Genomic DNA, 26021 nt, shown 5'->3' with positions numbered 1-26021 from the left:
GGAGGCCACCGTGGAGCACACCCGCAGGCACGTGCTGTCCCTCCTGTCCGCCGCCGGGCTGACGGCGGTCCTGCCGCACGCCGGTGCCGCCGCGGCGGGCGGGCCGCCGGAGCCGGGCGCGTACGGGCGGCTGCTGGCGAACGCCGTGGACGTGCTCGCCGGGACCGCCGCCTCCAACTCCCGTCCGGAGACCGGCCCGAAGCTGGCCGCCGTGTCGCGGGCGGCCGTCGCGCACCTGGCCGACATGGACGCGGCCGACATGGGCGCGGCGAGCGCGGACGGGGTGTTCGCGGGGCTGCCGCTGGGCACCGACGACGCGGCGCTGAACACCACCTTCCGACGGCTGTACGAGATCGCGCTCGCGACCCGTACGCCCGGCCTCGGCCCGCTGCCCGGCCATCCGGACGGCGACGCGGTACGGGCGCGGGTGGTGGACGCGCTGGCGCTGCTCCACGAACGCTGGTACGGCGACCAGGCGGGCGGCTACTACGGCAACTGGTTCCACTGGGAGATCGGCATCTCCACGTCCGCGACCGCCACCCTGCTGCTGCTCGCGGACGAACTCGCGGACCAGCGCCCGGAGTTGACCCGTGCGTACCTGGCGTCGATGGACGCGTACCTGCGCAACGGCAAGGACGGCGACGTCGATCTCGACTCCCGCTTCCACACCGGCGCGAACCTCGCGGACATCACCGCGAACCGCATGCTCCAGGGCGCGTTGCTCGGCGGTACGGACGGCGACGCCCGTATCCGGAAGGCGCTGGAGGACCAGCTGACGGTGTACGCGACCGTCGACCCGTACGCCCCGCGGCACGGGGTGACGGACGGCCACTACGCGGACGGCTCGTTCCTCCAGCACGCGTCGGTGGCGTACACCGGGTCGTACGGGCGGGCGCTGCTGACCCGCGCCGTGCTGACGCTCAAGGTGCTGGACGGCACGGGGTACGCCGACACGGACGCGCTCGTGCCGGTCGTCCACCGGTGGGTGGCGGACGGGTTCGCGCCGCTGGTGTTCGAGGGCTGGATGATGGAGGCGGTGAAGGGCCGCGCGGTCTCCCGCGAGGCGGACGGCTACGCGGACACCGCGACCGTCGCGGAGGCCGTCACCGACCTGTCGGCGTACGCGCGGGGCGAGCGGGCCGCCGCGCTTCGCGGCTACGTCCGGCACCTGCACGCCGCGTCGCACGCGCCGCCGGACCCCGCGAGGTTCACGTCGCCGCTGACCGTCGTGCGTCACGCCGACGTCCTCGCGGACGACTCCGTACCGGCCGCCGACCTCAACTCCCCCGCGCGCAGCACCGCGTTCAACGCCATGGACCGCACCGTGCACCGCCGCCCCGGGTACGCGTTCGCGCTGGCGCGCAGCTCGGAGCGGATCAGCAGGTACGAGTACATGAGCGGCGAGAACCTGCTGCCCTGGTTCCAGGGCGACGGCGCCCACCACCTCTACCTGGCGGGGCAGGACCAGTCCGCGTCGTACGGCGTCGACCACCTGGCGACGGTGTCGCCGTACCGCCTCGCGGGCGTCACCGCGCCGGTGGAGCGGCGGTCGAGCGTGCCGGAGCTGTACGGGAAGCCGTACTACGACAACCCGGGCCACCCGCTGGGCTTCACCGCGTCGTCCGAGTCCCAGAACACGTACGTGTACTTCCCGCGCGGCACCGCCGCGCACTCCGGCGGGGCGGTTCTCGGCGCGTACGGGACGGCGGCGTTGGTGCAGTCCGACGACGTGGCGTACGCCGAACGGGCCCTGCTGCCCGAGGACTTCACCGTGTACCGGAACGCGACCGCGACCAAGTCGTGGTTCCTGCTGGACGACGAGATCGTGGTGCTGGCGGCGGGCGTCGGCGACCTCGCGGGCCGCGCGGTGACGACGACCGTGGACGCCCGTACGGCGCCGCCCGGCGACCGGCTGGAGCTGACGGGCGCGACGGCGGACGGCGACGACTGGGCGGGTACGGGTACGGGGCGGCTGCGCTGGCTGCGGTACGCGAACGCGACGCGAGGCACGGCCGTCGGGTACGCGTTCCTGGGCTCCGCACCGGCCCGTACGGTCACCGGCCGCACGTCCCCACCCACCGGCCTCGGCACGTGCCCGCCCGTGACCGTCACCCTGGAGGCCGTGACGCGCAGCCGCCGCGTCGTCCGTACCGCCAACCCGGACACCCCCGTCACCCGGCAGGTCTTCGACGCGCACTTCCGGCAGGAGCCGGGCGCGCGCCCGGCGGCGTACGCGTACGCGCTGGTGCCGCACGCCACGGAGGCGGCGCTGCGGGCGTACGGGGGCGGGGGCTCCGGCGGGGACGGGCGTGGCGGGCGGGGGCCGCTGGAGGTGCTCGCCAACTCGCCGCGCCTCCAGGCCGTACGCCACTCCGGGCTGGGGCTGACGGGCGTCAACTCCTTCGCGGCGGGCGGGCACCGGGTCGCCGGGCTGCGGCTGGACGGCCCGGCGTCGGTGCTCGTACGGGAAGCGGGCGGGCGTGGGGGCGGAGGCGGCGGAGACCGCGTCACCGTCGCCGCCGCCGACCCGACGACGCGCCGCGACCGCGTCGCGGTGCTGCTGGCGGGCCGCCGCCTCACGCTGGTCTCCGCCGATCCGGGCGTGCGCTGCCGCCGGGTGGCGGGCGGCACGCTGCTGCGCTTCCCGACCCGTCACGCGTACGGCCGCTCGTTCACCGCCACCCTCCGCGAGACCTGACCCCCGTCCGTCCGCGCGCGGCCGGGCGGGACCGTCACCCGGCGGCGGGGCGGTCCGGGGCGGCGGGCAGGGTGGCCCAGAAGTCCCGCAGCATGCGCGCGCCCGCACCCGGGTCCTCCACCATCCACCAGTGCCCGAGGCCGTCCAGGACGTGTACGGCCGCCCCCGCGCGGGACGCGGAGCGGCGACGCTGCTCCTCCGTCGCCGTCGCCCGGTCGGCGGTGGCGACGACGGCGAGGCCGGGCGTACGCGCCGCGCGCTCCAGGCCCTCCCCCAGGCGGGCCATGACGGGCTGCGCGGCGGAACGGTAGAGGGCGAGGACGGCGCGGCCCGTGTCCGCGTCCAGCCCCTCGGCCACCCGGCGGGCCGTCTCCTCGGGGATGCCCCGGTCGCGCAGGATGCGCAGGAGGGCTCCGGTACTGCCGAACTGCTCCGCCACCGCCTCCTCGCCCTTGCCCGGGGTCTGCCACACCTGCGCCAGGTGGTGCCAGTCGTAGTCGGGGTGGAACACCCCGAGGGCGTCGCTGACCCAGCTGTGCAGCAGGTCGGGCCGGGTCATGGCGACGTTGACGACGTGGCCGCCGCCCCAGTCGTGTCCCACGAGGTCGACGGGGCGGCCGATCGCCTCCAACTCCGCGACGAGCCACTGCCGGTAGTCCTCCACGCGTGAGCCGAAGCCGGGCGGGAGGGGGCTGCCGAAGCCGGGCGGCGAGAGCCGTACGACGTCGTCCCGGCCCAGCTCCGCGAGGAGCGGGTCCCAGATGGCGGTGGTCTCGGGGTTGCCGTGGACGAAGACGGCGGGCGTGCGTTCCGCCGTCGCCTGCGGGTCGGTCGGGGGCATGCTGACTCCTTGGTGGCGCCCGGTCGGGGCGCCTGTGGTCCGGAGCCCCGAGCGTCACATACTTGCTGACACGCGCGCAAGTTAGTTCCCGTCCGCACGACTCCCCGCCCCCGCCACACCCACGGCACCTCCCGTACACCCCGTACGTGCCGCCGCGCTGCGGGACGGCCGACCGGCGGCGGGGCAGGATGGGCGGGTGGGACGGCGGGTACCCGCCCGTACGGCCCCGCGCGTCTCCGTACGCGGGACGCGCGACGCGACGACGAGAGAGGTCAGCCACCGTGATCCAGGCCCCGGTACTTCCGCTCAACGACACCTGGACGCTCCCCGCCGTGGGGCTCGGCACCTGGCCGATGGACGACGACGAGGCCGAACGGGCCGTCGCGGGCGCCCTGGAGACGGGCTACCGGCTCGTCGACACGGCCCTCAACTACCGCAACGAGACCGGCACCGGCCGCGGCATCCGCCGCAGCGGCGTGCCGCGCCGCGAGATCTGCGTGACGACGAAGCTGCCCGGCCGCCACCACGGGTACGCGGAGACCCTGGCGTCGTTCGAGGAGTCCCGTACGAACCTGGGGCTGGACTACGTCGACCTGTACCTCATCCACTGGCCGCTCCCCCGCATCGACCGCTACGTGGAGTCGTGGAAGGCGATGCTGCGGCTGCGCGACGAGGGCCTGGTCCGTTCCATCGGCGTCTCCAACTTCACCGCCGAGCACATCGATCGGCTGGAGGAGGAGACCGGCGAGCTGCCCGCCGTGAACCAGATCGAGCTTCATCCCGCCCTCCCGCAGGACGAGTTGCGCGCCTTCCACGCCGACAAGGGCATCGTCACGCAGAGTTGGAGCCCGCTCGGCCGGGGCGCGAACGGCCTGCTGGACGACCCGGCGGTGACGGCCGCCGCCGAGGCGCACGGGGTCACCCCGGCGCAGGCCGTGCTGCGCTGGCACACGCAGCTGGGCGCCGTCCCGATCCCCAAGTCCGGTGACACGGACCGGCAGCGGGCGAACCTGGACCTCTTCGGCTTCGAGCTGACCGCCGAGGAACTGTCCCGGATCTCGGCCCGCCCGGCGGAGCGGATGGGCGGCGACCCGGTGGCGCACGAGGAGTTCTGATCGCCGGTACGGGGGCGGGCCGCCCCGGCCCGCCCCCGTACGGCGCGCGTCCAAGCGGCCTCAGCAGGAGCTGAGGTCCGGTTCGTCGGGGGCGGGCTCCCGCATCAGCGGTTCCAGGTGGCGGGCGTACAGCTCGCCCCAACGGGACTTCCCGTCCGCCGACTTGGCCATCACCTCCGCCAGGGCCGCGCACACCTCGCGGTGCAGCCCCGGCTCCTCGTCGGCGGTCGCCGCGCCGTACGACTCCAGGCCGCCGAGGCCCTTCAACGCCTTGGTCTTCGCGGAGTACTTGTCCGCGAGTCCGGCGACGATGACGTCGTCGGTGGCCACCCCGTACACGTCGGACTCGGGGTCCAGCAGCTCCGTGACGCAGTCGTCGTAGCCGCCGCGCAGGTCCATCCGGTCGCCGAGGCCCTGCTCCTTCAGCCACGGTACGTAGACGGAGTTGCGCGCGGTGCAGACCGTCGCGGTCCGGTCGTCCTGGAAGTCGCCGAGATCCTCGTACTTGCGGTTCTTGCGCACCAGCAGTCCCGGCAGCGCCTCGAAGTACGGCCCGGCGAAACGCACTTGCTCCGTTTTCTCGCGCTCCTCGCTGATGCTGTACGAGGCCAGCACGAGGTCGACCCGGGAGCCGAGCCGGTCGCTGCGGTTGCCCGAGGTGACGGGGCTGAACACCACCTGGTCCGGGGAGTAGCCCAGTTCGCGGGCGATCTCCCGGGCGAGGTCGGGCTCGAAGCCGACGTACTCGTCACCGGACTTCACGCTGAGGCCGGGCTGGTCCTCCTTGACGCCGACCCGCAGCACGGGGTGGTCGTCGACGAAACGGGTCTCCGCCGCTCCCCTGCCGTCCGAACCGGCGGCCTCCGTGGTGTCGTCGCGCTGCGCCCAGGCGAACCATCCGGCGCCCGCGAGCACCGCCGCGACGACCACCACCGCCGTGGCCTTCACCCCGCGCCGCCGCGCGTGCGCGGGCGACCCGGGGGCGGACGACCCGGGCGCGGGCGCGGGTGTCGGCGTGGGTACGGGGGCGGGGGCGGGCGTCGGCTCGGCGGCCGCCGGTTCGGGCGTCGGCTCCGGGGTGGGCGCCGGTCCCGGCGTGGGCTCGGGCGGGGTCGTCGGCGGGGTGGGCGGCTCCGGCTGCGCGGCCCCCGCCTGCTCCGGCTCCGGCCAGACGGGCGCGGCGGGCACGGGCGGGGGTACGGGCGCGGGCGCGGCGGGTGCCGCCGGACGCGCCGCCGCGCCGTCCAGCCCGGCCGACTCGCCCGTGACCGCCAGCAGCATGCGGTCCGCCTCGGCGGCGTCCGGACGCTGACCGGGATCCTTCCTCAGCAGCGCCTCGACGAGTTCGGCCAGCGGACCCGCGTACCGCATGGGCGGCGCCGGGGACTCGCACACGGCGATGAAGATCTCGTAGCTGGTGGCGCCGTCGAACGGGCGCCTGCCCTCCACCATCTCGTACAGCGTGACGCCCAGCGCCCACAGGTCCGACGCGGCGGACGCCGTACGGGGACCGGCGGGCGTGTGGCCGAGCAGTTCCGGCGCGAGGTACTGCGGCGTGCCGATGATCTCGTGCGACCGCGTGACCTGTGCGGCGCCCTCGAACGTGGCGATGCCGAAGTCCATCAGCAGCGCGCGCCCGTCGGGCCGGAAGAGGATGTTGTGGGGCTTGACGTCGCGGTGCAGCACCCCCGACTCGTGCACCGCCGCCAGCCCGCGCAGCACCTGGAGCCCGATGCGTGCCGCGTGCGGTACGGAGAGCTGCTGCTGTTCGCGCAACAGGTCTGCCAGGGAACGGGAGTTGAGCAGCTCCATGACGATCCAGACCTGGTTGCCCGCCTCGATCACGTCGTGGACGGCGACCACGTTCTGGTGCCCGATCCGGGCGATGGCCTGCGCCTCGCGCCGCGCCCGGCTCACCCAGTTCGCCTGCGCCTCGGGCCCCGCCGCACCCGGGTACAGCAGCCCCTTGACCGCCACCTTCCGGTCGAGGCTGGTGTCCAGCGCCTCCCAGACCACGCCCATCCCACCGCGCCCCAGCTGGCGCAGCAGTCTGTAACGGCCCGCGATCACCGTCTCCCGCCCGTCGTCCGGACCACTGCCGGCCGTACCGTCGTCGCGCATCCGCCCCCCTGGAGTTGTTGATGAGTACAGCAACTTTAGACGCACCGTCACGCGTCGCGGTTTCCCTTGTCCCGACGGTGACTTGGCGCGAGGAACGGGCGGAAGCGGGCACGTACGCGCGACGGCGGGCGGGGACGCGCCGGAGGCCGGGGCCGGGGGCCGGGGCCGCGCCCGTACGGCTCAGCGTCGGCCGAGGTCCCACTCCGCCCACACGGTCTTGCACGGGTGCGGATGCCGTACGACGCCCCACCGGTCCGCCAGGGCAGCGACGAGCGTCAGCCCTCGGCCGTTCTCGGGTACGTCCGCCGCGTCGGACCGTTCCGACGTTCCGGCGGCGGCGGCACGTACGGCATCCGGCCAAGGCGCCACCCCCACGCGGGCGTCGAGCAGTTCGACACGGAGGGTGAACACGGGGGCGAGTGTCAGCCGCATCCGGAAGTCCCGCCCGGGTACGCGCCCGTGCAGCACCGCGTTGGACGCCAGCTCCGCCACGACCTGCGCGAGCGCGCACGAGGCGTCCGACCCGTACGGCCAGCCCCACACGTCGAGTTGCTGCACCGCCAGCAGCCGGGCGAGCCGCGCGCCGCGCCGGGTCGCGGACAGTTGGAACGTCATGTGGCGTTCGATCACGCCGACTTGGGCGGGAAGGACGGGCCCCATGGGCGGAACGGTGCGGTCGGCGGGTGGCGAGATGGCGTCGTTCATGTGACCCAGCGTGGTCGCGCGTGTTCGGCGTGAACAGCGCTTCCACCCGTACGCGCCCTTCTTGTACGGGCCCGACTCCGATGTGTACGACCCCGCCTGGGTAACCCTGCGCGCGGCGGGCGAGTTGGTCACGGGCAGCACCCGCGGAGTCGACGGCACGGGCGAGAGGATGGACGGCATGGGTGTCTCCGGTACGCGTACGGACCAGGCAGCGGCGGCGGACAGCACGGGGCAGGCGGTCGGCCTGTCCGAGGAGGAGGACGAATCAGCGGCGGTGCTACGGGCGGTGGGCCACGTGGTCAAGGCGTGCCGCGAACGGGCGGGGCTCACCCAGGCCGAACTCGGCGCGGCCATCGGCTACGGCGCCGAACTGGTCTCCTCCGTGGAACGCGGACGCCGCGCCCCACAACCGGAGTTCCTGGAGGCGACCGACCGGGCGCTGGACACGGGCGGGACGCTGACCGCGCTGAAGAAGGACGTGGCGGAGGCGCGCTACCCGAAGAAGGTCCGCGATTTGGCCAAACTGGAGGCGGACGCGGTGGAGTTGGGCGCGTACGCGAACGCCGTCATCCACGGCCTGCTCCAGACCGAGGAGTACGCGCGGGCCCTGTACATGAACCGGCGTCCGGCGTACACAGAAGACGAGATCGACCGCTTCGTAGGGGCAAGGTTGTCACGTCAGGACATCTTCGACCACAAACCGCAGCCCACCCTCACCTTTGTCCAAGATGAGGTGACGCTACGGCGGCCCCTCGGCGGCACAATGGTGATGCGACGACAACTCGAACGGTTGTTGGAGGTCAGTCGGTTGCGTCATGTAGACATCCAGGTGATGCCGACAGCCCGCGAAGAGCACGCCGGGCTCGCCGGAGCGTTCCGGATTCTGAAGATGGACGACGGAAGCACAGTGGGACGCGTCGAAGCGCTGATCTACAGCAAGGTGATCACGGACCCGAAATCCGCCCGGGTCCTGGAAAGCCAGTATGGAATCATCCGATCACAGGCTCTCACGCCACGGGAGTCGCGGTCCTTCATCGAGCAAGTGCTGGGAGAGACATGAGCATCAAGCCCACAGCTGGGGACGGTTCCACCCTGGAGTGGACCAAGAGCAGCTACAGCACCAACGAAGGCGCGGACTGCGTCGAGATCGCCGCCATCCCGGACTCGATCCTGGTCCGCGACTCCAAGCGCGCGACCGGCCCCCGCCTCACCTTCGACACGGGCGTCTGGGAAGCCTTCATCACCCGCACCACCGGTCGCTGAACCAGGCTCCATCCCGTGGCCGGGGCCAACACACCCCGGCCACGCGGCTGTTCGTCATCCCTCAACCCACGGGAGAGACATGAGCATCACGCGCACCACCGACGACACCCTCCACTGGACCAAAAGCACCTACAGCGACCGTGCAGACGCCGCCTGCGTCGAGATCGCAGCGGCCCCGGACTCCATCCTGGTCCGCGACTCCAAGGACAAGGCCGGACCCCGCCTCACCTTCGACACGGCCACCTGGGACACGTTCCTCACCGACACCGTCCTGGAGTGGACCAAGAGCACCCACAGCTCCAACGAGGGTCCGAACTGCGTCGAGATCGCGACGACCCCCGGCACCGTCCGCGTACGCGACTCCAAGCACACCACCGGCCCCCGCCTCACCTTCGGCACGGGCGTCTGGGAAACCTTCATCACCCGCGCCACCGGTCGCTGAACCACGCTCCACCCCGTGGCCGAGGCGAACCCGCCCCGGCCACGCGGCTGTTCGTCATCCCTCAACCCACGGGAGAGACATGAGCATCACGCGCACCACCGACGACACCCTCCACTGGACCAAGAGCACCTACAGCACCAACGAAGGCGCCAGCTGCGTCGAAATCGCCGCCGTCCCGGACTCCATCCTGGTACGCGACTCCAAGGACAAGGCCGGACCCCGCCTCACCTTCGACGCGACCGCCTGGGACACCTTCCTCGCCGACACTGTCCTGGAGTGGACCAAGAGCACCCACAGCGACTTTGAAGACGCCGCCTGTGTCGAGATCGCAGCTGTCCCGGGCTCCATCCTGGTACGCGACTCCAAACACACCACCGGCCCCCGCCTCACCTTCACGCCCACCGCCTGGGGCACGTTCCTCCGCACCGCGACCGAGGGCTGACCTCGGCTACACCCGCCGAAGGCGGGTGAGCAGATCACGCGTACGGCGCCGGGCCAGTAACCGTCGTACCCTTCCACGTGCCTGGCTTCACGGCGTGACAGGTAGTCGCCGCACGAGTGACCGCAGCGGTGCCCGGTAAGCGAGGGGCGGAGCAGCACACCTCATCCCAGTCCGCACGCGATTCCGTTCGGCCTCAGCAAGACGCGCAGGAGAGTCGTCTTTCCTGAGCCATTCGAGCCGGCCCCGAAAGCGCACGCCACGTCGGTCCGGCAACGGGCCGGGAAGGCAGGGCAGTTGAAGTCCGCGATCAGCCTGTCCAAGGTGGAGGCGACGGCGCCCGCGCTCGTCAGCCTCTACAAGAAGGCGGGAGACAGCCTCCGCGAGAACGCCCTGGAGGGTGTGCGCGCCGCCGTCTACCTGGTGCTGGACCGCTCCGGTTCGATGCGCCCGTACTACCGCGACGGCACCGTCCAGCACCTGGCCGAACGTATCCTCGGACTCGCCGCGCACCTCGACGACGACGGTGTGGTGCCGCTGATCTTCTTCTCCACCGACGTGGACGGCATCGCGGAGATCTCCCTCAGCGCCTACGAGGGCCGGGTCGCGCGGCTGCACGACTCTCTCGGCCACATGGGCCGTACGCACACCCACTGGGCGATGGACGCCGTCATCGACCACCACCTCGCCTCCGGCAGCCGCGCACCCGCGCTCGTCGTCTTCCAGACCGACGGCGGGCCCAGCAGCAGGACGGCTGCCGAACGCTATCTGTGCCGGGCGGCCCGACTGCCGCTGTTCTGGCAGTTCGTCGGCTTCGGGGACCCCGACGCGAACGACTTCGCCTTCCTCCGCCGACTCGACGAACTCGCCGTCCCCGCAAGGCGCGTGGTGGACAACGCCGGTTTCTTCCACGCAGGGCGCGACCCGCGCGCGGTGACGGACGCGGAGCTGTACGACCGGCTGCTCGACGGGTTCCCCGCCTGGCTCGCCGCCGTACGCGGCGGCGCGCTGGGCTGACGCGCCAGCGCCGGGCCGTACGGGACGGCGGGCTCGTGCCGGTCAGTCGCCGGGGCGAGTACGGACGCCGTCCATGACGAGGTCGAGCAAGCGCGCCGTACGGGCGGCGCGGTCGTCGGCGGTCGGGTCGATCTGCCAGAGACCGGCCGTGACGAGGAAGAAGTCCTCGGCCGTGACCCCGGAACGTACCGTGCCCGCCCGCTCGTTGGCGCGCAGCAGCAGTTCGACGGCCTCGGCGATCGGGGCCTGCGCCGGGCCGCCCGGCGGGCAGGGGGTGCACGTCGCCTTGCGCAGCGCCTCCGCGAGCCCGGCCTTGGCCATGGCGAAGCGGGCCAGTTCGTCCAGCCACTTCCGTAGCGCCCGGTCCGGCGGCCAGGCCCGCAGGAGGCGCGGGGCGGCGTCCGCGAGGTGCCGCATCTCGTGGCGGTGGATCTCCAGTACGAGGGAGTCCCGGTCGGGGAAGTTCCGGTAGAAGGTGGCCTGTCCGACGCCCGCGCACCGCCGGATGGTGCTCAGCGGCACGTCGGCGTCGCGGGTCAGCTCAACCGTCGCGGCGGCCAGGATGCGTTCCCGGTTGCGCCGCGCGTCCGAACGGCGCGTCGGCGCCTCCTCGTTCACCACGTCCCGGTCACCGCCTACCCCGCCGCCACGGCGCGGGCCGGGTCGCCGTACGCCGCGACCGCCGCGCGGATGACGGTCTTCGCCGTGGCGACGGCGGCCGGGAGGTCGACGTTCTCCGGATCCGCCATCCACTGGAGCGAGACGCCGCGCAGGAGGCCCTGCACCAGGGTCGCCAGCGCCCACACCTCCGGGCTGCCGTCCGGCTCCGGCGGGTCCTGGCCCAGCATCTCGGCGACGCGGGCCGCGATGAACCGCCGTGTCTCGGCGTTGGTCTCGGCCACGACCGGGCGCAGGCCCGGGGTCGCGGTCAGGGCTTCGACGAGGATGACGGACATCGCGCGGAGGCCGGTGTCGCCCTGGCGGACCCCGTCGAAGTAGACGTCGAGGACGGCGTCCAGGGCGTCCACGCCGTGGCCGCCGACGTCCTCGATACGGGCGTGCGTCCAGGTGCGGCACTCCTCCACCACGGCCCGCATACAGGCTTCCTTGGAGCCGAAGTGGTGGCTGACCAGCCCACGGCTCAGCCCCGCCGCGCCGCCGATGCGGGCGAGCGAGGTGTGCGCGTAGCCGTGCTCGGCCAGGAGCCGGATGGCGGCGTTGACGAGGCGTTCGCGCGACTCGGCGCGCCGCTCGGACTGGGTACGTCGTTCCACGCGGCGAAGCTACCAACCGGGGACCCGCACGGGCAACTTACTTGCCATCCGACCAACAACTTTGTGTCCGCCTCTCACCTCCCCGCACGACGCGACGCCGGGGCGGCGAGGTACCGAAGACGCCGCTCCCTCACGCGGCCGAACCCGCCGCACCCGCCTCCACCGCCGCGCCACGTTCACGCGACGCACCCGGCGCTCCCCCACCGGCAGCCACGGGAGGGTCGGACTTCCCCCTTCCCTTCGTGACGGAAACGGGCGGAACGAGGAGTTCGCGCACCGATCGGCGTACGCGCGGCCCGTTGGCTTGAACTGCCCTTCCGGGGCCCGCCGCCCCTCCGCCCATCCTGTGTCCGGACCGACCAACCGGCACCACACGACGAACAGGGGGAAACGTGTCGAACCGGGGGAAGAACGAGAGGTGGCTGCTCGCCTTCGACGGCTCGTGCGGCAGGTGCACGGCCATCTCGGAGGCGGTGGCCGAGGCGAGTGGGCAGAAGCTCGAGGTGGTCCCACTGGCGGGCGACGAGGTCGAACGGTGGCGGCGGCGCGCCTTGGGCGACGACCCCGCCTGGGAGCCGACCCTGCTGCGCGTCCGTGGGGAGGACGTACGGGCCTGGACCGGCCCGTCGATGGCACCGAGGCTCGCCGGGAGGCTGGGGTTCCGTACGACGGTACGGGTGCTGCGCGCGCTCGGAAGGCTCCGGGAGGAGGCGACCAGGACGGGCGCGGAGGGCGCGGCGGAGGACCGGGCCACGGGGTCCGGGCTCGGGCGGAAGCGGTTCCTCCAACTCGCCGGAGGCGTCGGCGTCGCGGCGGGTCTCACGCTCGCCGGGCAGACCCCGGCGTTCGCGCAGTCGGAGACGTCCCGCGCCAGGGCGTGGGTGGCGGCGAACAAGGACCGCCTCCCGGCCGGGTACGACGACGTCGTCCGGTACTCGGAGCCCTACCGCAAGGCGATCCTGCGCGCCAAGCCCCCGCAGGAGCGGGCCCGGTTGTGGATGGAGCAGGTGCGCCGGTACCGGGAGACGCACCCGGACCTGTCGCGGGAGCAGACCGCCGTGCTCGACGAGGCCGTGGAGATGATCCCCCGGCACTTCGTCTCGGGCGGGGGTACGCCGTCCGCGCGCCTGAAGCGGCTGGAGGAGTCGGCCGAGGCGGCCTTCGGGAAGGAGGAGACGGGGGCGCTGCTCGCGCGGCTCGGGCCCCCTGACACGGCGGCCGGTCCGCCCGCGTACTGCTTCTGCGCCACCGAGAGCGACTACTGCTCCACCGGTTCTTGTCACCGTGGCGGCTGCACGATCGTCGAGGAGGACTGCGGGTCGCTCTACGCCTACGACTGCAACGGCCAATGCGCGTAGGGCCGTTCGCACGGCGCGCGTGAGCCGTCGGCGCGCGCCCGCCCCCCGCGTACGGGGGCGGGCGCGCGCCGTGCGGGCGTCAGTCGCGCTTCAGGGCGTGGCCACCGAAGCCGCTCTTGCGGTCCGAGCCCTGGTGCTGGCCCTGCCACCAGGCGTCGAACCCGCCCTGGTCCATGGCGGACCAGTCGGGGGTGTCGTCCACCTGCGCCCGGCCCAGGCGCCGCCCCAGCTCGACCATGGCGGCGCCGACGGCCGTACGGTCCGCGTCGTACGCGCCGAGGACCGCGTCCCAGTCGCCGCCCTTCTCCCACGCCCGTTCCAGCACCAGCGCGTCCTGGATGGCCTTCACCGCGCCGCCGCCCGTGTGGGGGCGGGCGACGGTGGCGGCGTCGCCCGCGAGCAGCATGCGGCCGGTGGCGTAGCGCGGGACCTCCAGGTCGTAGATGGGCTGCATGAGGGTCTTCTCCGCGGGGGTGCGGAGCACGCGCTCGGCCCAGTACGGCGGGAAGTGGTCGGTGACGAGCGCCTGGAGGTGCTTCATCAGCTCGGGGGTGCGCTCCGGGGGCGCGGGGGCGGCGGCCGGGTCCTGGCCGGGCGGGATGGTGTAGAGGATCCAGTTGGTGCGCAGGCCGCCCTGGCCGTCCGGGATCGGGTAGATCATGCAGTGCCCGCCGGGGAAGCCGACGGTCTGCGCCTCGGACTGCTCGGCCACACCCTCGTCGAGCGGCAGCGGCGAGGTGCCGCGCCAGCCGAGGTAGCCCGCGTAACCGGGCTTCAGGCCGGGGAACATGGTCTCCCGTACGACCGAGCGGTAGCCGTCCGCGCCGATCACCACGTCGAACCGCTCGCGGGCGCCGTCCTTCAGCACCACGGTGACGCCGTCGGCGTCGGGCTCCAGGGTGGTGACGGTCGCGTCGGAACGGTAGTCGACGGTCTCCGGGACGCGGGCGCGCAGGTCGTTCCAGATGTCGCCCCAGCCGTAGCCGCGGAACGGGAACGGCTGGACGCCGATCTCGTGGCCGCGCTCCGCGTCGCCCTCGCGCGAGGTCCAGACGCGGCGGTTCAGTTCGGTCCACGGGGTGGAGGCGTGCACGTAACCGGCGGCCTCCAGCTCCGCGTACCGGTCGTTGTGCATGCCGAGGCCGACGCCGCTCTCCCGGAGTCTGCCGCCCTCGCGCTCGAAGACGGTGATCCGGTCCGCGCCCCCGCGGGCGGCCGCGATGGCCGTCGCACAACCCGCGATGCTGCCGCCGATGACGGCGACGCTGCCTCCGCTCATGAAGTCCACTCCTCTGGTCCGGTGCCCGTACGGGCCCGGTGATCTGCGATTGTCGATGGAAAGGTGATCCGTACCCGGACCGTACGGGGACCAGCTGCGCCCGTACGGGCCTCAGCGGGCACCGGACGGCGCGCGTGCGGGCGCCAGCGCCAGGGCGTCGTGCAGGCCGGACGGGTCGGCGCGTACGGCGTCCCCGTCGAGGCGGGCGGTGACCCGGCCGGAGGTCAGCACGGTGACGTCGGCGGCGCAGCTCGCGGCCAGCGCCGGGCTCGGTGAGACCAGCAGGACCGCGATGCCGTCGTCGGCGAGGGTGCCGATCAACTCGTGGATCTGGCGCACCAGTACGGGCGCCAGTCCCTCCGTCGGCTCGTCCAGCAGCAGCACGCGCGGTGTGCCGAGCAGGGCGCGGGCCAGGGCGAGCATCTGCTGTTCGCCGCCGGAGAGGTCGGCGCCGCGGTTGGTGCGGCGTTCGGCCAGCCGTGGGAGGAGTTCCAGCACGCGGCCGGGCGTCCAGGGGCGGCCCGCGCGCCCGGCGGGCGGCGGTCGGTGCGCGAGGCGCAGGTGCTCCTCGACGGTGAGCCCGGCGAAGACGCGGCGGCCCTGCGGTACGAGGCCGACGCCCGCGCGCGCCACGTGGTGCGCGGCGCGGCCCGCGACCTCGGTGCCGCCGACGCGTACGGAGCCCGCTCCGGGCCGCAGCAGTCCGGCGACGGTGTGCACGAGGGTGCTCTTGCCCGCGCCGTTGTGCCCGACGACGGCGTGGACGCTGCCCGCCGGGACGGCGAGGTCGAGTCCGTGCAGGACGGTGCCGCCGTCGTATCCGGCGGTGAGGCCGGTGAGTTGGAGCATCGGGTGGACGTCCTCTCGGGCGGGTCGCGTCGCGCGGTCCGTCGGCGGCATCACGGGGTGCCCCCGTGGCCGGGGGCGGTGACCGTGTCGGCACCCGGGCCCGTACGGCCGTCCCCGTCCGCGCCGGTTCCGGTGCCGAGGTACGCGTCGCGGACGGCGGGGTGGTCGAGCGCCGTACGCACCGGACCGGCGACCAGCTCCCGCCCGTCCACGAGGACGGTGACGGTGTCGGCCAGCTCCGCGACGACCTCGGTGTGGTGCTCGACCAGCAGCATCGCGACGTCGTCGGGGAGCGCGCCGAGCACCCCCAGCAGCCGGTCCACGTCCCGGTCGGTGAGTCCGGCGGCGGGCTCGTCGAGCAGCAGCACCCGGGGCGAGGTGGCGAGCGCGGCGGCGAGATCGAGCAACCGCCGCTGCCCGTGGGAGAGTTCGGACGCGCGCCGGGCCGCGTACCCCGCCAGCCCGACGGCGGCCAGCCCGGCGCGGGCGGTCTCCTCGCGCCGCCTGCGGCGGCCCGCGCCGAACAGCCCGCGCGGGCCCGCGTGCCCGGCCGGGCGGTGCCGCCATCCGGCGAGCACCAGGTTGTCCAGGACGGTCAGTTCGGCGATGACGGACGGCTGTTGGAAGCTGCGGGCGATGCCGCGCCGCGCGCGCCGGGCCGGTGCCGTACGGCTCAGGTCGCGGCCGTCCAGGACGACGCTGCCCTCGCTGGGCCGCTCGGTGCCCGCGATGAGGTTGAGCAGGGTGGTCTTGCCCGCGCCGTTCGGGCCGATGACGGCGTGCCGGGCGCCGGGCGCGAGGCGCAGGCCGACGCCGTCGAGGGCGGTGAGGCTGCCGTAGCGCCGGGTGAGGCCGGTGAGTTCGAGCACCGGGCGCCCGCCGCCCGGCCCCGGCGGGGCGGTCGGGGCGGCGCCCGGTGCGGCGGCGGGCGGCGTGGGCGTCACGGTGCGGCCTCCTGGGCCTCGTCGGCGCGGCGGCCGGGTACGGGCGTGGCGGCCCGGTCGGCTCCGGCGGGCGTACGGGCGCTGGCGGCGCCGGTCCAGCCGGAGCCCCGGTCGCGGTACGGGTCGGTGCCGCCCGCCGTGCCGCCGGGCGGTGCCTCGCCGCCGTCCGGGCCGTCGTCGTGGCCGCCGACGCCGGACGGCCAGAGACCGGCCAGGCCGCGCGGCAGCAGGTAGACGGTGAGGATGAACAGGACGCCGAGCAGCAGCGGTCCGTGTCCCGGCCACACCCCGGACAGCCAGTCGCGGGTCCAGACGATCAGCCCGACGCCGAGCAGCGTGCCGAGGACCGACGTCGTCCCGCCGATGACGGCGGCCAGCAGGGCGAGCGCGGCGATCTCGAAGCCCGCGTCGGCGGGCGACACGTATTGCTGGACGCTCACCAGCAGCGAGCCGCCGAGCCCGGCGAGCGCGGCGGCGCCGACGTAGGCCAGCAGCAGGTAGCGGGCGACGGGGTGGCCGGAGGCGCGCATCCGGGCCTCCGCGCCCCGGCTGCCGGTGAGCAGCCGACCGGCGGAGGAGCGCAGGACGAGGACGGTCACGGTGACGGCGAGGGCCGCGACGGCCAGGGCGTAGCCGTAGACGGCGAACTCGTCGTCCAGCGGGGCGCCGCCCCAGAACGGTTCCGTCGAGTCGAAGCCGTAGAGGCCGTCCGTACCGCCCGTCACGGACTTCGTCTGCTGGATGACGGTGCCGGTCAGCTCCCCGACCGCGACCGTGATCATCAGCACCGTGGTGCCGCGCGCGCGGATCACGGCGGGGCCCGTCACCAGGGCGAAGAGCGCCGACGCACCGGCCGCGGCGGCGAGTTGGACGGGGCCGACGGTCCAGCCCTCGTCCGCGAGGAGCGCCGTGGTGTACGCGCCGACCGCGAACGGCGCGGTCTGACCGAGCGTCGGCAGACCCGCGTAGCCGGTCAGCACGGTGACGCTGACGGCGACGAGACCGAGCGCCAGCGCGTACGACACCAGGGAGACGGCGTACGCGTCGAGCACCACGGGCGCGAACACCAGCGGCAGGAAGAACACCGCGAGCGGCGCCACGGCGCGCACCCCGTCCCGTACCGGCGACGGCAGCGGCGCCAGCAGCGCCGCCGCGCGCGCGGCGGGTGGACGGGACGGCCGCGGCGGGCCGTTCGTCTTCACGGCGTGACCCGCCGCGGCGTCGCCGCGTCGCGCCAGGCGGCGCAGGCGGCCGAGCGGGCCACCGCCGGAACCGCCGGTGTCGGGGCCGCCGTGGCCCGCCTCCAGGGCGGCGCCCGGCCGGAGCACGAGCACCGCCGCCATGGAGGCGAACAGCAGGTACGGCGCCCAGTCGGGTGCGATCGACACGCCCAGCGTCTGCACCTCGCCGACGGCGACGGCCGCCAGCAGGATGCCCCACAGCGAGCGGAGCCCGCCGAGGACGACGACCACGAGCGACAGCATCAGCACGTTGTCGGCGGTCCCCGGGCCCGGCCCGATGATGGGCGCGCCCAGCACCCCGGCCGCCCCGGCCAGGGCACCGGCCGCGGCCAGCACCCCGGCGTGCACGGCGCGGGGGTTGACGCCCCCGGCGGCGAGCATCTCGGGGTCGTCGGCGGCGGCCCGCACGGCCGCGCCGGCCCGGGTGCGGGTGAGCACCCAGGTGCCGACGGCGGCCAGGAGCACGGCCATGCCGATGAACGTCAGCCGGTACGCGGGGTAGCGGTGCCCGAAGAGGTCCACCGACGCGTCGAGCGCGCCGGGGATGCGTACGGGCAGCTCGTCCGCGCCGAAGTACGCCACCAGCAGGTCGCCCGTCGCGAGCGCCAGCCCGAACGTCAGCAGCGCCTGCGCCAGATGCCCGCGTCGGGACAGTGGCGCGGTCGCCACCGACAGCAGTGCCCCGGCGGCGGCCGCCGCCGACGTGCCCGCGAGCAGGCCCAGGACGAGCCCGCCCCAGGTGCCGTCGCTCAGGTCGGCGCCGAGGTAGGCGCCGATCGCGTACAGCGCGCCGTGCGCGAGGTTGAGCACGCCCGCGGTGCCGAAGGCGAGGCTGAGGCCCGCGGCGACGACGAAGAGCAACAGCCCGTAGGCCACGCCGTCGATCGCGGGCACCAGCTGGGCGTCGAACGCACCCATGTGTCAGTCGCCGACCGTGGCCAGGTCCTGCACCATCACGTTGGCCAGCTGCTTGCCGTCCGGCCGGACCTGGCGCAGGTACCACTTCTGGACCGGCGAGTGCGTCTTGCCGAACTCCCAGGAGCCGCGCGGGCTCTCGATCTTGCCGAGGCGCCCGATGGCGTCGTTGATCGTCTCGGAGTTCACCTCGCCCTTGTCGTCGGCGGCGGCGATCGCCTTGTCGAGGACGGAGGCCGCGTCGTACGACGCCATCGCGTACGTGGTGGGCGGGGCGTCGTGCTTGGCGGACCAGTCCGCGACGAACTTACGGTTGGCCTCGTTGTCGAGGTCCGCCGAGTAGTTCAGCACCGAGTAGATGTCCTCGGCGGCCTTGCCCTGCGCGGGCAGCACGCTGCCCTCCGTGACGAACGCGGTGTAGAGCGGCAGGTCCGCGGCGTCGGACTGGGCGTACTGCTTGACGAAGTCGATCGCCGCCTTGCCCGCGTAGAAGGAGTACACGGCCTTGGCGTCGGACTGGGCGATGTCCGCGAAGTACGGCATGAAGTTGGTCGTCTTCGGGAACGGCGTCCACTTGGTCTCGCCGCCCGGGTTGGCCAGCTTGCCGCCCGCCTTCTTGAACGCGTCGGTGAAGCCGCCGAGTTCGTCGTAGCCGCCCTGGTAGTCGGGGCCGATCGCGTAGACCGGGCCGTTGACCTCGTCCTTGACGTACTCGGCGATGGCGGCGCCCGGCTCGTCGGAGAGGAACGCGGTGTGCCAGAGGCGGTCGACGTTCTTCACCTCGGGGCGGCCGTTGGAGGAGACCAGGGGGATCTTGGCCTTCTCGACGAGCGGCAGGACGGCGTTGTACGAGCCGTTGGCGACGATGCCGGTGAGGACGTCGACCTTGTCCTTCTTGATGAGCTTCGTCGCGGCGGGCACCGCGGTGGGCGGGCCGTCGCCCTCGTCACCGACGGAGAACTCGACCTTCTTGCCGCCCAACTTGTTGTCGTGCGTGTCGAGATACAGCTCGAAGCCGCTGCGCAGCTCGGTGCCGACCGGCTTGTACGTGCCCGAGAGCGAGGCCAGCAGGCCGACCTTGATGGTGTCGCCGCTGCCCGAGTCGCTGTCGCCGCCGCACCCGGCGGCAGCGGTCATGGCCAGGGTGACGGCCGCGGCTCCCACCGCCCGCCTTCTCCGGTGCTTACGGAAACGATCGGTGTGTATGCTCTCAGTCACGGGGGTCTCCAACGGGGTGGCGGCTTGCCTGGTGGGATACTCAGTGCGGGGGGCTTCGACCGATATGGGGGGTTGTCAGGGCCTCGGGTCATGAGGCCGGACGCGGCTCGGGGTACGGCCGCGGTCTAGAGGGGACGCGAGGCGAACGGCGAGCCGGCGTCGCGGTTCTGCGGGGACAGGGCGTCACCGACCTGGTTGATCAGCTCGGCCATCATGTAGCTGACCTCTCCGATGTCCGCGTCCCGCGTCGTGGCCACGATCAGGGACGCGCCGCTGGAGACCGCCATGGAGAACAGGTAGCCGCCCTCCATGGCGGTGAGGCTGTGCTCCACCGGGTCGGCCTCGATCAACTGGGCGGCACCCGACAGCAGGTTGACGACACCGGACGCGATGGCCGCGAGGCGGTCGGCGTCGTCCTGGTCCATGCCCGCGTAGGCCAGTGCCAGGCCGTCGACGGAAACCGCGATCACCTGGGTGACCTCGGGCATGCGTCGGGCGAAGTCGCTCAGCAGCCAGCTCAGCGAACCGGCGGACGGTGGGGTGCTCATCACGTGCTCCGTTGTGTCTTGTCGTCGGCGGGTCCGGTCGTTGCTGTGGAGGAGGGGCCACCGCTCTTACCGGTGCTCCTGTTGATGCCCTGGGCGTACGCGGCGAGCACGTCGGAGACCTGCCGCGAGTCACGGCGCTTCGGCGCCTTCTTCGCCTTCGGTCCGGGACGGTGTTCCGTGGTGTCGGCCCCGGCCGCACCACCGGCACCGCGGCGCTGACGGACCGGCAGGCCCGCGGCGCTGATCCCGGCCACGCGCGGCTCCGGCGGGGGCTGCGCGGCCCAACTCGGCGCGCGCCGCTCCGTACCGTGCTCGCTGGCCCCGGAACCCTCGTCCACCGGCGCGGGCCGAGCGGCCCCCTTGGCGGACGCGGAGCGGCGGCCGTCGTGGCCGTTCTGCGTGACGACCCGGTCGTCGGTGCCGCGTCCGCGGAGCCGCATCGGGGTGCCCGCGGAGGGCGAGGGCGGCTCGGGCGGCGCGACCGCACGACGGCCGCCCCCGGGGGGTACGGGGTCGCCGGGCGGCGTGGGACGCTGCGGCTGCGCGGCCTTGTCGACACCGGACGGGGTGACCGCGCGCGGTACGTCGGGGGGCAGCGGCAGGTCGTCCTTGGGCAGCGTCGCGAGGGCGCTGCTCGGCAGCGTGACCTCGACGATGGTGCCCGGACCGGACGAGGCGCGCATCTCCACCACGATGCCGTGGCGGGCGGCGAGCCGGGCCGCCACCTGGAGACCCATGGAGCGGACACCGCCGACGTCCGTCTGCGGCTCCGCGAGCTTCTTGTTCAGCTCGTCGCGGCGCTCGTCGCTCATGCCGACGCCCTCGTCGACGATCTGCACGACGGCCCGGTCCCACAGGTGCCAGGCGGCGACGCCGACCTGCGTCTCGGGGGGCGAGAAGCGGGTGGCGTTGTCGAGGAGTTCCGCGAGGAGGTGCGCGACGTCGTCGACGACGCGCGCGGCGACGCCGATGCTCGGGTCGACGTGGCCGAGGCTGACCCGGCCGAAGCGCTCGATCTGCTGGGCCGCCGCGTAGATGACGGAGGTGCAGGGCGCGTCGGCCGTACGGACCCGGCCGCGGCCGTAACCGCCCAGTACGAGCAGGTTGTTGGCGTTCCGCTCCATGCGGATGGCGAGGTGGTCCAGGGCGAACAGGACCTCCATCCGCTCCGGGTCCAGCTCCTCGCGCTGCACGGTGCTGAGTTCGGAGGTCATGACCGAGGTCAGCTGCGCGCCTCGGCGGGCGACGCCGACGAGCGTCTCGGCGAACCGTACGTGCGCCTCGGCCTGTTCGGCGGCGAGCCGTACGGCCGCGTAGTGCACGGCGTTGAACGCCTCACCGACCTCGCCGATCTCGTCCTGGCCCAGCGATTCGAGGGGCTTGCCCGCCTGCTCGGCTATCTCGTCCGGGGTGGACCCGGAGACGGCGCCCGGCTCCGCGAGGGTCCGCATCACCTGTGGCAGCCGCTCGTGGGCGACCTCGTGGGCGACGTTGCGGAGGTTGTGCAGGCGCCGGATCATCACGCGGCCGAGACGGAGCGCGATGAACAGCGCGCCGACCAGGGTGAGGAGCACGATCAGCAGCTCGCCCACGGCCCACCAGATGTTCGTGGTGCGCTCGTCCTTCACGTTGCCGATGATGTCGGCGTCGACGCGCTTCTCGACGGAGTGGAGCAGCGTCATGCGGTCGGCGGTGACCTTCTGCCACTTGTCCAGCTCGATGCCGAGGGACTCGCCGGGGGTGCTGCGTCCGACCTCGTCCTCCAGCCGCTGGGCGGCGAGGGCCTGCGGCCCGGAGAGGGTCTGGTCCAGCCACGAGCGCCAACTGGCGGGGCCCAGGGCGGAGACGACGCCGGTCGACTCGGTGTAGCCGAGGAGGGTGGCGTCGAACGACCGCTGGGAGGCGGGGGTGAAGCCGCCGTCCGCCATCGCGCGGACGACCGTCACCTGCTGCTGCCCGACGTACTCGGTGGCCCGGGAGAGCGCGGCGGCGGCGCGGATGTGGTCGGCCACGTCCGCTTCCACGCCGTCGGCCTGGGAGATGCCGTCGCGGTACGCGATGAGGTCCGCGACGACGATGCGGTAGCCGAACGCCATCGAGGAGAGCGAGCTGGCGCCCGAACGGGCCTGGGCGCGCAGCGAGGGCAGCTCGTCGAGGCTGCGGTCGATGCGGTCGAGCGTCGCCTCGGTGTTGGCGGGGACTTTCGACAGCTCGCCGCGGCGCTCCTTGTAGCGCTGCACGCTCTCGTCGGTGTCCTTGGACGTCGACTGGAGCTGCGCGGGGTCTCCCTGCGTGGCCATGAGTACGGCGGCGGCGGCGCGTTCGTTCTGGAGCTTGTACGTCAGATCGCTGGCCGCCGCGGCGGCCTGCACCATGGTGGTGAGTCGGTCGGCCTGGATGGCCTGACTTGCTGCGGGAGTGAGGGCGCGCGCCGCGAAGGCGACGGCCACCACAAGCGGAACCGTGATGAGCAGGATCAGCCTGCGGGTGATCCTTACCGCACGAGCGCCCTGCTGTGGTCCCCTGCTTGGTCGGAGCCGGGGTTTCTGCGACACGGAGACACCTGTCTTGCAGATCGGTTAGTCGGAAACAGGAGGTCCGACTTCGGCCACGTGAGGGAAGTGACCGGTGGGCCTCCTGATGCGGGCCCAATGCTAGGGGCCCCTGGCGTGCAGCGCGACAAGTTCAGCGTCGAATATGCAGAATCTTGCAACGTTTTGATCACATCTGACTGCCTCTACCAGCCGAAACTCACTCGTGGCTTCGTTTACGCCAGCGAGTTGCTCAACTGGGCATGCTCAGGCCAGATTCGCACACAGTGGAATCGATCCCACACGCGGGGTGTCCCGTCCGGAACGGCCGCACCGGCGTGGCGTGAATCACGCGGAAGCGAATCGGGGCGGTCCTCCGCCGTTGTCCGCCTTCGCCCCGAATCGCCGTGCCGCGCACCGGAGTCCGACCCTCCGCCGGACGTCCGACGGCGCGAGGCGAGCGTGGCGGGCGGCGGGAACGGCCGTAACCGGAATCGCCGGGCGACTCCCGTACGAAACGCGCGCACCGTACGTACCACCCCGCGCCCCGCCCCCGGCGGGCGACCGCCTCAGCCCGGGACCACGTGGAAGAAGTGCGTCGGCAGCTGCACCGCCACCGACTCGTGGACCGTCGCGGAGACGGCCGTGCCCGGCCCGTCGCACACGCCCGCCGGCGGTTCCCCGACGCGGATGACCGAACGGGCGCCGTCCAACAACCGGGCCGCCATGGCGAAGTCCCCGACGAGCGCGCAGCCGGGCGCCACCTGGCGGTGGCGGCAGACCATCACCCGCTCCCGCGCCAGATCGCCCAACAGGCTGCCCGCGCCGACGAGTTCCCGGTAGTAGTCGCGCGGGTTGACCATCACGGCGTGCCCGGTGCCGCCGGACTGCTCGATCTCGTCGAAGGCGGCGAGCAGCCCGCGTACGTACGCCCCGCCCCGGTAGGGCAGTCGCGCCACGTCCGGGTGGTCGATCACGTCGTACGTCAGGGCCCGGTTCTCGGCGGTGCCGAGGCGGACCATCAGCCGGTGGTCGACGAACGCGGCCAACGCCTCCTCGTGGCCCGCGAGTTCGTCGGGTATCCGCACCCACGCGGTGACCGGGCGGACGTGGTGCAGGGCGGTGCCGAAGCGGTACGCGTCCTCGCGCAGCCCCGACTCCGGGAGCGCGGCGGAGTCCGGTGGCCGGGTCTCGGACCAGCCGCGCACGGTGTCGCCCTCCGCGTGCCGCTTCTTGAACAGGTTCCGCGCCGTGAGCCGCGGCCGGTCCTTCCCCGCCTGGAAGGCGTCGGTGAGCGTGAAGCCGAAGTGCACCTCGGCCTTCTCCGGGTCCTCCTGGAAGGCCGCGGCGAAGCGCTCGCCCTGGGTGGGCCCGTGCGCGGTGACGGTGGCGCCGGGCGGTCCGGCCGTGGCGGGCCCGAAGGCCGGGTCGGTGGCGGTCATGGGGGGTGCCTCCTGTCGGGTGGCGGACGGTACGGGCGTACGGCGGCCCCGCGCGTACGGGTCGGGGTCAGATCGCGTGCTCCACCAGCCGCTCGTAGAACGGGAGATGGTGCGCGTGGAAGCGCCGCAGCCGCGCGTCGTTGTCGACGGTCACCTCGTACGCGCGCTCGGGCGCCCGGAACGTCGCGCTCGCGCTCGCGTCCAGGTGCCAGGGCCGGTTCGTGCGCCACTCGGGGCGCTCCCCCGGCTCCCAGGTCAGCGCCTCCGGGAGGTACGGCAGGCCGACCCGCGCGCAGTACGCCGCGACCTGGCCGGGCGGGTCCGCGAGCAGCCGCTCGGCGGAGACGACCACGGGGTCGACCCCCGTGACGCGCCGGACGAGTTCGTACAGCGCCCACTGGTGCTCGTAGCCCGCCTCCCGGCACTCCATGGTGGGCTTCACCGCGTGGTGCGAGGCGAGGGCGCGGGCCGGGTCGCGGACGATGAAGGTGTGGGTGAGGCCCGCGATCCGCTCGGGGTGGTCGAAGAGGTACTGGTGGTGGTACTCCAGGGTGTCCTTGAAGAACACCGGCCCGGCGGCGCCGAGTTCGGCGAGCCGCGCGAGGAGATCACCGGGCGTGCGGACCGCGCCGCTGCCGCCCTCCGGGCGCGGGAGGGTCACCTCGCCGTGGTCGGTGAGGAGGACGAACGGCTCGTGGACGACCGTGACGTCCCCGCGTTCGACCATCATCCGCAGGAACGCGGTCGACACCGAACGCGGGTGCGCCCAGAGGGCGATGACGGTCACATCGACCACTCCGTGGGGACGCGGTCCCAGCGGTGCGCGCGCAGTTCGCGCAGCAGGTCGCCGTCGAGCGCGTTCCCGTCGGAGACGGCGAGGTTGGCCCGTACGTGGTGCGGCTTGCGCATGCCGGGGATCACGGACGCCACGGCGGGGTGGTGCAGGATGAACCGCAGCGACGCCTCGGGCAGGGACATCCCCTCGGGCAGCGCCTTCGCCAGGGCCTCCGCGCGGTCGACGGTCGGCCCCAGGTTCTCCGGGCCGAAGTAGACGGCACGCCAGTCGTCCTCGGGGAAGACGCTGTCGCGGGTGAGGCTCCCGGTGAGGCCGCCCTCGTCGAAGGGGACGCGGGCGATGATCGCGACGTCGTCCTGGGCGGCCCGGTCGAACAGCTCGTCCTCCGGGGCCTGGTCGAAGACGTTGTAGATGACCTGGACGGCGTCGACGAGGCCGCTGTCCAGCGCGCGCAGGCAGTTGGCGGGCTCCCAGCGGTTCACGCTGATGCCGAAGCCGTCGATGATCCCGTCCGACTTGAGGTCCTCCACCGCGCGCTGCCACCGGGGGTCGGCGGCCCAGCGGTCCTCCCACACGTGGAACTGGAGCAGGTCGATCCGCTCCACGCCCAGGTTCTCCAGGCTGCGCCGCACGTACTCCCGGATGTGGCCGGGCGGGAAGACGTCGTCGAGGGTGTCGTTCGGGCCGGGCGGCCACTCGCGGTTCAGCGGCGGCACCTTGGTGGCGACGCGCAGCCGCCGACCCGGGTGGCGGCGCAGCAGGTCACCGAGCATCCGCTCGCTGACGCCGCGCCCGTAGACCCAGGCGGTGTCGAAGAAGGTGCAGCCCTGCTCGACGGCCAGGTCCAGGCACTCGGGGGCGGTGCCGTAGTCCCAGCCGGTGAAGCCGCCGGGGCCGCCGCCGATGCCCCACATGCCGTAGCCGATCTCGCTGACCTGCCAGCCGAGCCGGCCCATCGTTCGGTAGTGCACGTCGTCCTCGTCTC

Annotated in this window: 23 protein-coding genes; 8 read left to right on the top strand and 15 right to left on the bottom strand. The window is 73.5% G+C overall.

Annotated elements, in window-relative coordinates; translation table 11 throughout:
* Nucleotides 1-10 precede the first annotated feature (10 nt).
* Nucleotides 11-2698, top strand: coding sequence for a polysaccharide lyase family 8 super-sandwich domain-containing protein (locus tag D7M15_RS25880; RefSeq protein ID WP_121521410.1), 2688 nt, complete (start codon nt 11-13; stop codon nt 2696-2698).
* Between the two features lie 34 nt (nt 2699-2732).
* Here D7M15_RS25880 and D7M15_RS25875 read toward each other — a convergent pair whose 3' ends face one another.
* Nucleotides 2733-3539 (bottom strand): alpha/beta hydrolase, encoded by an 807-nt coding sequence (locus D7M15_RS25875; protein WP_121519700.1) that lies wholly within the window; start codon nt 3537-3539, stop codon nt 2733-2735.
* 281 nt (nt 3540-3820) lie between these two features.
* Here D7M15_RS25875 and D7M15_RS25870 point away from each other — a divergent pair, with 281 nt between their 5' ends.
* Nucleotides 3821-4654 carry an aldo/keto reductase gene (locus D7M15_RS25870; RefSeq protein ID WP_240649492.1) on the top strand — a complete coding sequence of 278 codons (834 nt, stop codon included), beginning with the start codon at nt 3821-3823 and terminating at the stop codon, nt 4652-4654.
* Between the two features lie 60 nt (nt 4655-4714).
* On the opposite strand, the gene D7M15_RS29255 is transcribed toward D7M15_RS25870, so the two are convergent.
* Both D7M15_RS29255 and D7M15_RS25855 read right to left on the bottom strand, forming a co-directional pair.
* Entirely contained in the window at nt 4715-6775 is a 2061-nt protein-coding gene (locus tag D7M15_RS29255) for a serine/threonine-protein kinase (RefSeq protein ID WP_240649491.1), read from the bottom strand.
* Between the two features lie 180 nt (nt 6776-6955).
* Nucleotides 6956-7390: an ATP-binding protein gene (locus D7M15_RS25855; protein WP_206337514.1), complete on the bottom strand. Its 435-nt coding sequence runs from the start codon at nt 7388-7390 to the stop codon at nt 6956-6958.
* 151 nt (nt 7391-7541) lie between these two features.
* On the opposite strand from D7M15_RS25855, the gene D7M15_RS25850 reads away from it, so the two are divergent.
* The 5 genes from D7M15_RS25850 to D7M15_RS25830 all read left to right on the top strand — a co-directional run bounded on the left by D7M15_RS25850 (nt 7542) and on the right by D7M15_RS25830 (nt 10641).
* On the top strand, nt 7542-8540 hold the full coding sequence (locus tag D7M15_RS25850; protein ID WP_240649490.1) for a helix-turn-helix transcriptional regulator: 999 nt from the start codon (nt 7542-7544) through the stop codon (nt 8538-8540).
* The gene (locus D7M15_RS25845; RefSeq protein WP_121519698.1) at nt 8537-8743 is read left to right on the top strand and encodes a DUF397 domain-containing protein; all 207 of its coding nucleotides are present in this window, start codon (nt 8537-8539) and stop codon (nt 8741-8743) included. The genes D7M15_RS25850 and D7M15_RS25845 overlap by 4 nt, the downstream gene beginning before the upstream one ends.
* 79 nt (nt 8744-8822) lie before the next feature.
* Entirely contained in the window at nt 8823-9185 is a 363-nt protein-coding gene (locus D7M15_RS29580; RefSeq protein ID WP_121519697.1) for a DUF397 domain-containing protein, read from the top strand.
* Nucleotides 9186-9264: 79 nt separating this feature from the next.
* Nucleotides 9265-9627: a DUF397 domain-containing protein gene (locus tag D7M15_RS25835; protein ID WP_121519696.1), complete on the top strand. Its 363-nt coding sequence runs from the start codon at nt 9265-9267 to the stop codon at nt 9625-9627.
* A gap of 294 nt (nt 9628-9921) precedes the next feature.
* Entirely contained in the window at nt 9922-10641 is a 720-nt protein-coding gene (locus D7M15_RS25830) for a VWA domain-containing protein (RefSeq protein WP_121519695.1), read from the top strand.
* A 42-nt stretch (nt 10642-10683) separates the two neighbouring features.
* On the opposite strand, the gene D7M15_RS25825 is transcribed toward D7M15_RS25830, so the two are convergent.
* Nucleotides 10684-11262 (bottom strand): TetR/AcrR family transcriptional regulator, encoded by a 579-nt coding sequence (locus tag D7M15_RS25825; protein WP_121519694.1) that lies wholly within the window; start codon nt 11260-11262, stop codon nt 10684-10686.
* A 14-nt stretch (nt 11263-11276) separates the two neighbouring features.
* Nucleotides 11277-11915, bottom strand: coding sequence for a TetR/AcrR family transcriptional regulator (locus D7M15_RS25820; protein WP_121519693.1), 639 nt, complete (start codon nt 11913-11915; stop codon nt 11277-11279).
* Nucleotides 11916-12307: 392 nt separating this feature from the next.
* Between D7M15_RS25820 and D7M15_RS25815 the strand changes: the two genes are divergently transcribed.
* Nucleotides 12308-13273, top strand: coding sequence for a bacteriocin fulvocin C-related protein (locus tag D7M15_RS25815; RefSeq protein WP_121519692.1), 966 nt, complete (start codon nt 12308-12310; stop codon nt 13271-13273).
* A 79-nt stretch (nt 13274-13352) separates the two neighbouring features.
* Here D7M15_RS25815 and D7M15_RS25810 read toward each other — a convergent pair whose 3' ends face one another.
* The 10 genes from D7M15_RS25810 to D7M15_RS25765 form a co-directional block, all read right to left on the bottom strand.
* A complete protein-coding gene (locus D7M15_RS25810; protein ID WP_121521403.1) occupies nt 13353-14552 on the bottom strand; it encodes an FAD-dependent monooxygenase in 1200 nt (399 codons plus the stop codon).
* A 111-nt stretch (nt 14553-14663) separates the two neighbouring features.
* Nucleotides 14664-15401: an ABC transporter ATP-binding protein gene (locus D7M15_RS25805; RefSeq protein ID WP_121519691.1), complete on the bottom strand. Its 738-nt coding sequence runs from the start codon at nt 15399-15401 to the stop codon at nt 14664-14666.
* Nucleotides 15402-15451: 50 nt separating this feature from the next.
* The gene (locus D7M15_RS25800; protein ID WP_240649740.1) at nt 15452-16270 is read right to left on the bottom strand and encodes an ATP-binding cassette domain-containing protein; all 819 of its coding nucleotides are present in this window, start codon (nt 16268-16270) and stop codon (nt 15452-15454) included.
* Between the two features lie 71 nt (nt 16271-16341).
* Entirely contained in the window at nt 16342-18504 is a 2163-nt protein-coding gene (locus tag D7M15_RS25795) for an ABC transporter permease (RefSeq protein WP_121519689.1), read from the bottom strand.
* Between the two features lie 3 nt (nt 18505-18507).
* The gene (locus D7M15_RS25790; protein ID WP_121521401.1) at nt 18508-19638 is read right to left on the bottom strand and encodes an ABC transporter substrate-binding protein; all 1131 of its coding nucleotides are present in this window, start codon (nt 19636-19638) and stop codon (nt 18508-18510) included.
* Between the two features lie 206 nt (nt 19639-19844).
* Nucleotides 19845-20267: a roadblock/LC7 domain-containing protein gene (locus D7M15_RS25785; RefSeq protein WP_121519688.1), complete on the bottom strand. Its 423-nt coding sequence runs from the start codon at nt 20265-20267 to the stop codon at nt 19845-19847.
* The gene (locus tag D7M15_RS25780) at nt 20267-22720 is read right to left on the bottom strand and encodes a sensor histidine kinase (RefSeq protein ID WP_240649489.1); all 2454 of its coding nucleotides are present in this window, start codon (nt 22718-22720) and stop codon (nt 20267-20269) included. The genes D7M15_RS25785 and D7M15_RS25780 overlap by 1 nt, the downstream gene beginning before the upstream one ends.
* Nucleotides 22721-23367: 647 nt before the next feature.
* A complete protein-coding gene (locus D7M15_RS25775) occupies nt 23368-24240 on the bottom strand; it encodes a family 3 encapsulin nanocompartment shell protein (protein WP_121519686.1) in 873 nt (290 codons plus the stop codon).
* A 67-nt stretch (nt 24241-24307) separates the two neighbouring features.
* Nucleotides 24308-25027, bottom strand: coding sequence for a sulfotransferase family protein (locus tag D7M15_RS25770; RefSeq protein WP_121519685.1), 720 nt, complete (start codon nt 25025-25027; stop codon nt 24308-24310).
* Nucleotides 25024-26007 carry an aldo/keto reductase gene (locus tag D7M15_RS25765; RefSeq protein WP_240649487.1) on the bottom strand — a complete coding sequence of 328 codons (984 nt, stop codon included), beginning with the start codon at nt 26005-26007 and terminating at the stop codon, nt 25024-25026. Before D7M15_RS25765 ends, D7M15_RS25770 begins: the two co-directional genes overlap by 4 nt.
* Between the last annotated feature and the right edge of the window lie 14 nt (nt 26008-26021).

Origin of the sequence: Streptomyces sp. Z26, from assembly GCF_003665095.1 — a bacterium.
Classification (GTDB): Bacteria; Actinomycetota; Actinomycetes; order Streptomycetales; family Streptomycetaceae; genus Streptomyces; species Streptomyces phytohabitans.
Note: the sequence above shows the minus strand (reverse complement) of the source record. Positions and strands in the feature narration are given on the sequence as shown.